Source organism: Amycolatopsis sp. NPDC024027 (assembly GCF_040638975.1).
Lineage (GTDB): Bacteria > Actinomycetota > Actinomycetes > Mycobacteriales > Pseudonocardiaceae > Amycolatopsis.
The window spans coordinates 976,617-983,160 of sequence record NZ_JBEZYY010000001.1 but is presented as its reverse complement, the minus strand read 5'-3'; the positions used below and the strand labels follow the sequence as shown (position 1 = coordinate 983,160).

The 6,544-nt window shown below is 72.0% G+C and carries 9 protein-coding genes; 7 read left to right on the top strand and 2 right to left on the bottom strand.

The window, feature by feature from the left end; genetic code table 11:
* Nucleotides 1-191 precede the first annotated feature (191 nt).
* The 7 genes from AB0F52_RS04785 to AB0F52_RS04755 all read left to right on the top strand — a co-directional run bounded on the left by AB0F52_RS04785 (nucleotide 192) and on the right by AB0F52_RS04755 (nucleotide 4,555).
* A complete protein-coding gene (locus AB0F52_RS04785; protein WP_003068074.1) occupies nucleotides 192-353 on the top strand; it encodes a DUF4177 domain-containing protein in 162 nt (53 codons plus the stop codon).
* Nucleotides 354-357: 4 nt separating this feature from the next.
* Complete coding sequence (locus tag AB0F52_RS04780; protein ID WP_103340129.1) at nucleotides 358-813, top strand: RidA family protein; 456 nt, start codon at nucleotides 358-360, stop codon at nucleotides 811-813.
* Nucleotides 813-1,439 (top strand): hypothetical protein, encoded by a 627-nt coding sequence (locus AB0F52_RS04775; RefSeq protein WP_103340174.1) that lies wholly within the window; start codon nucleotides 813-815, stop codon nucleotides 1,437-1,439. Before AB0F52_RS04780 ends, AB0F52_RS04775 begins: the two co-directional genes overlap by 1 nt.
* Before the next feature lie 36 nt (nucleotides 1,440-1,475).
* The gene (locus AB0F52_RS04770; protein ID WP_360164544.1) at nucleotides 1,476-2,600 is read left to right on the top strand and encodes a hypothetical protein; all 1,125 of its coding nucleotides are present in this window, start codon (nucleotides 1,476-1,478) and stop codon (nucleotides 2,598-2,600) included.
* A 112-nt stretch (nucleotides 2,601-2,712) separates the two neighbouring features.
* Entirely contained in the window at nucleotides 2,713-3,531 is an 819-nt protein-coding gene (locus tag AB0F52_RS04765) for an NUDIX hydrolase (protein WP_360164542.1), read from the top strand.
* Nucleotides 3,528-4,298, top strand: coding sequence for an MBL fold metallo-hydrolase (locus AB0F52_RS04760; protein WP_360164540.1), 771 nt, complete (start codon nucleotides 3,528-3,530; stop codon nucleotides 4,296-4,298). The genes AB0F52_RS04765 and AB0F52_RS04760 overlap by 4 nt, the downstream gene beginning before the upstream one ends.
* Complete coding sequence (locus AB0F52_RS04755) at nucleotides 4,295-4,555, top strand: glutaredoxin domain-containing protein (protein WP_360164538.1); 261 nt, start codon at nucleotides 4,295-4,297, stop codon at nucleotides 4,553-4,555. The genes AB0F52_RS04760 and AB0F52_RS04755 overlap by 4 nt, the downstream gene beginning before the upstream one ends.
* On the opposite strand, the gene AB0F52_RS04750 is transcribed toward AB0F52_RS04755, so the two are convergent.
* Together AB0F52_RS04750 and AB0F52_RS04745 are read right to left on the bottom strand one after the other, a co-directional pair.
* The gene (locus AB0F52_RS04750; protein WP_360164536.1) at nucleotides 4,527-5,681 is read right to left on the bottom strand and encodes a carboxylesterase family protein; all 1,155 of its coding nucleotides are present in this window, start codon (nucleotides 5,679-5,681) and stop codon (nucleotides 4,527-4,529) included. The genes AB0F52_RS04755 and AB0F52_RS04750 overlap by 29 nt on opposite strands.
* On the bottom strand, nucleotides 5,678-6,502 hold the full coding sequence (locus AB0F52_RS04745; protein ID WP_360164534.1) for a VOC family protein: 825 nt from the start codon (nucleotides 6,500-6,502) through the stop codon (nucleotides 5,678-5,680). Before AB0F52_RS04745 ends, AB0F52_RS04750 begins: the two co-directional genes overlap by 4 nt.
* Between the last annotated feature and the right edge of the window lie 42 nt (nucleotides 6,503-6,544).

The window sequence follows — 6,544 nt, the reverse complement described above, 5'->3', positions numbered from 1 at the left end:
CGAATGACTCATTCGGGACCTCCGACGTCCCGAATGAGTCATTCGCGACCTTCGCCGGCCGGCGCCCCATCGGGCCGTGCCGCCCGGGTCGGCGTGAGATGGGCCACAGTCCGGGGTGGCGACGGCGCGTCGCGGACCGAAATCCGGCGGCGCTCCCCGGCGGTCTTGCCCGCTTGGCTACGCTCCGGTCCATGAGCGCCACCAAGTGGGAGTACGCCACCGTCCCTCTGCTGATCCACGCCACGAAGCAGATCCTCGACCAGTGGGGCGAGGACGGCTGGGAGCTGGTCACCGTGCTGCCGAACCCGAGCGGCGAGCAGCACGTCGCCTACCTGAAGCGTCCGAAGGGCTGACCCGGTGACCTGGAGCGAACGGCTGAAGGAGCTCGGCATCGAGCTGCCCGGCGTCGCGGCCCCGCTGGCCGCGTACGTGCCCGCCGTCCAGAGCGGGAAGCACGTCTACACCTCCGGCCAGCTGCCCTTCGTCGACGGCGTGCTCGCCGCGACCGGCAAAGTCGGCGCGGAGATCAGCCCCGAAGAGGCGAAGGGTCACGCCCGCACCTCGGCGCTCAACGCGCTCGCGGCCGTGCACGCCCTGGTCGGCATTGACAACGTCGCGCGGATCGTCAAGGTTGTCGGCTTCGTGGCTTCCGCGGAGGGCTTCACCGGTCAGCCCGCGGTCGTCAACGGCGCATCCGAACTGCTCGGCGAGGTCTTCGGCGACGCGGGCATCCACGCCCGCTCGGCCGTCGGTGTCGCGGAGCTGCCCATCGGCTCGCCGGTGGAGGTCGAACTGATCGTGGAGGTGCAGTGATGGACCCGGACATCGAGCAGTCCACCCACGAGCTGCTGATCCGGCTCGCCGGGCGGCTGCCCGACCAGCTGCTGTGGCGGTTCCGCGACTGGCTCGGCGAAGGTGCCATGGGCACCCTCGCCCGGACCCTGCCGAGGTCTTTGCTTAAGCACAGGATTGACCTCGACCAGACGGAGTACCGCCTGCTCGTGGCCGGGCTCATCCCGCACGGCGCCGACTGGCACCAGGTCAGTTCGACGCTGGGGGTAGACGACGTCTCCGAGAACCGGTACACATTCACGTCGAGTGCGCCCGAATGGGTTAACTCGGTCGACTCCGTGTCCGTTCTGATCCACGCAACGTTGCGGGGTCGCCCGGACGTGGGGGAAGTGCGGCAGAGCTGGCGACACGTCGGTGTGGTCGGGCAGGGGACCGCCAAGCGCGTCCTGCTCATCACCGCGCAGGCGGGGCTGCCGAGGCTGACCGGCGAACTGCAGCGCGTGCTGCGCGTTCTGGGCGACGAAGAGCCCAGCGTCGAGGTCATCCCGCCGCGCTTCGACCTGCCGGGTTACCACCGGGCCGCGCTGGCCGACTCAGAGCTGGTCTGCGTGGGCGCGGTGACGGGAAGCCGGCTAGTAGCCGCATAACGCTCGCCCGCCAGCGAGCTGGGAGGGAGCAAGGCAATGGTGGAGGTCCACGACGGCCCGCCCATGGACGGGTTCTCGGTGCCCCTGCGCCTGCACAACCTGTTGCTGGCCCTGGCGGGCCGGATCGACGACAGCGCGCTCACGGAAGCTCGTGAGCTGATCGCCCGGGCCCACATCGACGAGGCGGTCGAGCTGACCACCGGCACGCTCATCGCGGGCCGGATCCCGGTCAGCTCCGCCGAGCAGCGCGAGCTGGCGCTGGTCCTCGAGATGAGCCGGTCGGACGCGACGCTGGCGAACGATCTGCTGGTCGACGAGGCCGAGCCGGTCAGCACGCACCGGTTCACCGGCGAGAACGCCCCGGAGTTCGGCATCGCCGAGGCGCTCGACCGGACCCTGCAGGTGCTGCCGGACGTCCGGTCGGTGCACGCGGTGTGGCGCAACACCCCGGCCGGCAGCGTGCCGGGCGCGCTGCCGCAGCGGGTGGTGCTCGTCGAGCTGGGGCCGGAGGGCAACCCGCCCGCCGTCGCCTTCCGCGTCGACACGGCGTTGCGCCGGGCCGGGATCCACTCGGTCGTCGAGGTCAGCGGCCCCGGCGTCGCGCACTCCGAGTACCACCAGGCCGCTTCGGCCGCCGCGTCGCCGGCCTGGGTGACCGGGAGCACGACGTCGAGTTCGTCGTACCGCTCGGAGCCCGTGAAGCCGCCGCCCCCGGTGACGTCGGAGCCGCTCTCGGAGTCGGGCAGCCGGCACAGCATGCGGTCGAGCAGCACCACGACGGCGCCGGTCGAGCCGGTCGCCCCGGTGGTGCCGATCGTGTCGCCGCCGCCCGCACCCGAGCCGCCCCGCAAGGCGCGGTCCGAGACGCGGGCGGAGCGCACCGCCGACCTGACCCCGGCCGAGGTGGCGCAGCTGCGGCAGGCGCTGGCCGAGGACCCGGAGAAGGGCCGCGAGATCGCCGCGGGCAAGCCGTCGATGCACGAGGTCGTCGAGCTGCCGGCGCTGGACCTGGACGACCCGAGCCTGAGCGAGCGCGACCGGGCGCTGCTGCGTGAGCTGCACGCCGAGCTGGCCGAGCGCGAACGGGCCGAGGCGGCGAAGATGCGCCTCAACGGCGCGTCCCGCTCCGGTGGTGACCAGCGCGGCTGGACCGCTCCGTAGGACGCTTTTCGTGAGAAGGCGGCACTTCCCCTCCGGGAGGTGCCGCCTTTTCCGTGTCCGGCGTGCCACAACTGCGCGACGGGACGTCGGGTGGCGGAGGTATGTTGCCCGGGTGGAGCAGCCAACGGAGTTCGTCTTCGACATCCCGGTCGGTGCCGGGGTCGCCACCCGCGCCAACGCCGACGGCCCGCCGGCGACGCCGAAGGACGCGGCCACCGTCATCCTGGTCCGTGACGGCGCCGACGGCGTCGAGGTCTTCCTCCAGCACCGGGTCAAGGGCATGCCGTTCGCGGGCGGGATGACCGTCTTCCCCGGCGGCGGCGTCGACCGGCGCGACGCCGACACGTCGGTGGCGTGGGCCGGGCCCGACCCGTCGTGGTGGGCTTCGCGGTTCGGCTGCGACGACGCGCTCGCGCGGGCATTGACCTGCGCGGCCGTGCGCGAGACGTTCGAGGAGTCCGGCGTGCTGCTCGCGGGCGGCGCGGACGCGGTGCTCACCGACGTCACGCCGTACGCGGCGGCCCGCCAGGCCCTGGAGACGCGGGAGGTGTCGCTGGCCGGGTTCCTCGCCGGCGCGGGCCTGACGCTGCGGGCCGATCTGCTGCGCCCGTGGGCGCACTGGATCACGCCCGAGCAGGAGCCGCGCCGGTACGACACCCGGTTCTACGTCGCGAAGCTGCCCGAAGGCCAAGAGGCCGATGGGGCGACTTCGGAGGCGTCGAGTTCCGGTTGGCAGCGCCCGGAAGACGCCATCGCCGACGCGCGCGAGGGCCGCCGGATGCTGATGCCGCCGACGTGGCTGACGCTGAGCGAGCTGGCGGCGTTCGCCACCGCCGACGATGTCCTGAACGCCCCGCGCGAAATCGTCCGGATCGCCCCGACGCTGGTCCGCGAGAACGACCACGTCCGCGTCGTGCTGGAGCGGCGATGAGCGCCCCCGCGTACGGCGTGCTGCGCCAGGTGTCCGCGACGGCGTCGGTGCTGCTGGAGAACAACCCGTCCTCGATGACGCTCGAAGGCACCAACAGCTGGGTGCTGCGGGCGACGCCGTCGAGTCCGGCCGTGGTCGTCGATCCGGGCTACCGCGACCTCGAGCACCTCGAGCTGCTGGCCGGGGTCGGCGCGGTGGAGCTGATCCTGCTCACGCACTGCCACCCCGACCACGCCGAGGGCGCGCCGTGGTTCGCCGAGCGCACCGGTGCGCCGGTGCGGGCGTTCGACCCCGCGCTGTGCCTCGGTGCCCCGTCCTTTGTGGACGGCGAAGTGCTCTCCGCGGGTGGCCTTAGCCTCCGTGTCCTGCACACCCCCGGGCACACCGACGACTCGGTGTCGCTGGTCCTCGATGGCCAGGTGCTGACCGGCGACACCATCCTCGGGCGCGGCACGACGGTGCTGCACGACCTCGGCGACTACCTGCGTTCGCTGCGGAAGCTGATCGAGCTGCCGGCCGGGACGGCCGGCCTGCCCGGTCACGGCCCGGAGCTCCCCGATCTGCCCGCGACCGCGCGCGAATACCTCGCCCACCGGGAACAGCGGCTCGACCAGGTGCGTTCGGCCTTGAAGACGCTCGGGGCGGACGCCACCCCGCGCCAGGTCGTCGAGGTCGTGTACGCCGACGTCGACCGGGCGCTGTGGGCGCCCGCCGAGTGGAGCGTGCAGGCGCAGCTGGACTACTTGCGGTCGGAGGAGAACGGATGAGCAACGTCGAGGTCGAGTTCTATTGGCGGCCGGGATGCGGGTTCTGCGCCGCGCTCGAGCGCCCGTTGTCGAAGAGCGGCTTCAACATCCGCGCGATCAACATCTGGGAGGACCCGGCGGCGGCCGCGCGGGTGCGCGAGGTCGCGAACGGCAACGAGACCGTGCCGACGGTGATCGTCGGCTCCCGGGCGATGGTCAACCCCTCCTTCGCCGAGGTCGAGGCGGCGGTCAAGGCAGCTTCAGCTTCGGCGGGGTGAGTGCGCTGGGCCGTTCTCCGTGGAGGAAAGCGGCCCACACCTCGCGCAGGCCGGTCTCGTTCTCGAGGCCCTTCGGGGCGCCGGCGAGCATGGGCGCGTCCCAGACGTCGTGGGTGCCGAAGAGGAACGGGATGTCGATGCAGTGGCAGGCGCCGAACCGGTTGCCCGGGGCCTGCCAGTCGAATCGGTAGGTGAAGGCGCCGAGCTTCTCCGCCAGCCGGTCGCTGGTGAAGAAGCCGTTTCCGGCGTCGATGACGTCTTGCGGCGCGTCGGGGACGAAGGCGCGTAGCTCCTCGCGGGTCCAGCTGATCAGGGCCGGCCCTTCCGGCGCGGCCTCGACGAGGTCCTCGGCGACGAGGTCTCCGTCGGCCACCAGCTGGAACGGCGGTTCGAGCGAGCCGGGCTTCCCCGGTACGGAAACCTGCGCGGCGAGCAGCCGTTCCACCGGGGCGTCCCGGAAGTCTTCCAGTGCCCGGGCGTTCCGGTTCGCTTCCTCCCATGTGGACGGTCGCATCCCGAGGGGTGCGCTCTGCACGGCGATCCGCTTGATGAGGCCCCGGGTGCGCGGCGACGACCACAAGGCGAGTGTCGACTGCGCTCCGGCCGACTGCCCGCCGAGCGTGACCTCGGCCGGGTTCCCGCCGAACGCGGCGATGTTGTCCCGCACCCATTCCAGTGCGGCGAGCTGGTCGGCGATCCCGAGGTTCGGCGGGACGCCGTCCAGCGCGGCGAAGCCGAGGGCGCCGAGCCGGTAGTTGAGCGTCACGACGACGGCGTCGGCGTCGCGGGCCAGGCGCGTGCCGGTGTACCAGACCTGGCCGCCGGAGCCGCTGGTGAACCCGCCGCCGTGGATCCACACCAGCACCGGCCGGCTCCCGGTGGTCGACGGCGTGAAGACGTTGAGGGACAGGCAATCTTCGCTCTGCGGCAGGGGCATCGGCCCGAGCGCGTGCTCCAGCCGTGACGGCGGCTGAGGTGCGGCGGGGCCGGCTTCGAGCGCGTCACGGACGCCGGTCCACGGCTCCGGAGGCGCCGGCCTTTCGAAGCGTTTCGCGGTGGCGTACGGGATTCCCTTGAACGCGCCCTGTTCGCCACGGACCCGGCCGGTGGTGGTTTCGACGATCATCGTGCCTCCTCTTCGAAGTACAGTGCGGCGCCGCCCGCGTCCTCGGCGCGGACGAAGAACCCGCGGTCGCGGGTGGTGGCCGGGACGTGCTCCTCGACCAGCCGCCGCGCTTTCGCGAGGTCGGCAACCACAACGCCGTGTGCGGCGAAGTACGGCAGCTTCCGCGGGGTTTCGCCGGGCAGGACGGCGTCGAGGTCGCTCACCCCGACGATGCCGACCAGCCGCCGGCCGCCGGTGATGACGTCGTAGCGTTGCTGGTAGGCGGCTATTTCTTCGTCCGGGACCACGAGGACGATCCCGGCGACGCTTCGGGCACCGTTGGGGTGGCCGAGGTAGCGCGGCTGGTGGACGTACTCCGGGGTGAGGTGCTCGGCGGTGTGCAGGATGCCTTCGGGGGTGCGGTCACGTCTGATGTGGACACTGCGGAACCGCGCGGTGCGGGTGCCTTCCGGCACCTCGACGTCACGTTGCAGCTTCAGCACGCCGGACGTCGAGAGGCCCGCTTCTCGCAGCCGCGTCTCGGCCGCGTCGGAGTCGTCGACGCCGAAGGAGCAGCCGTGCAGGCCGTCGCCGCGGGCGTCGACGATCGGCAGCACGCGCCACGGGTCGCCGGCTTCCTCGTCGACGATCCCGATCAGCTCGAGGAACGAGCCGCCGAAGTAGGCGCAGCGGTTCGCCGTGCAGCTCGGAACCGGTTCGCTCCGGTCGCTGACGGCCGCGAAGTGCCGGGACGGCGGGCTCAGCGTGAAGCCGAGTTGTTCGTAGCACCGCCAGGTGTCGGCGTAGTTCCTGGTCAGGAAGACCGTGTGGTCGATGTGCATGACGTCGATCGTGGTCCTCGCGCCGTCCTTCTTCCCTCCACG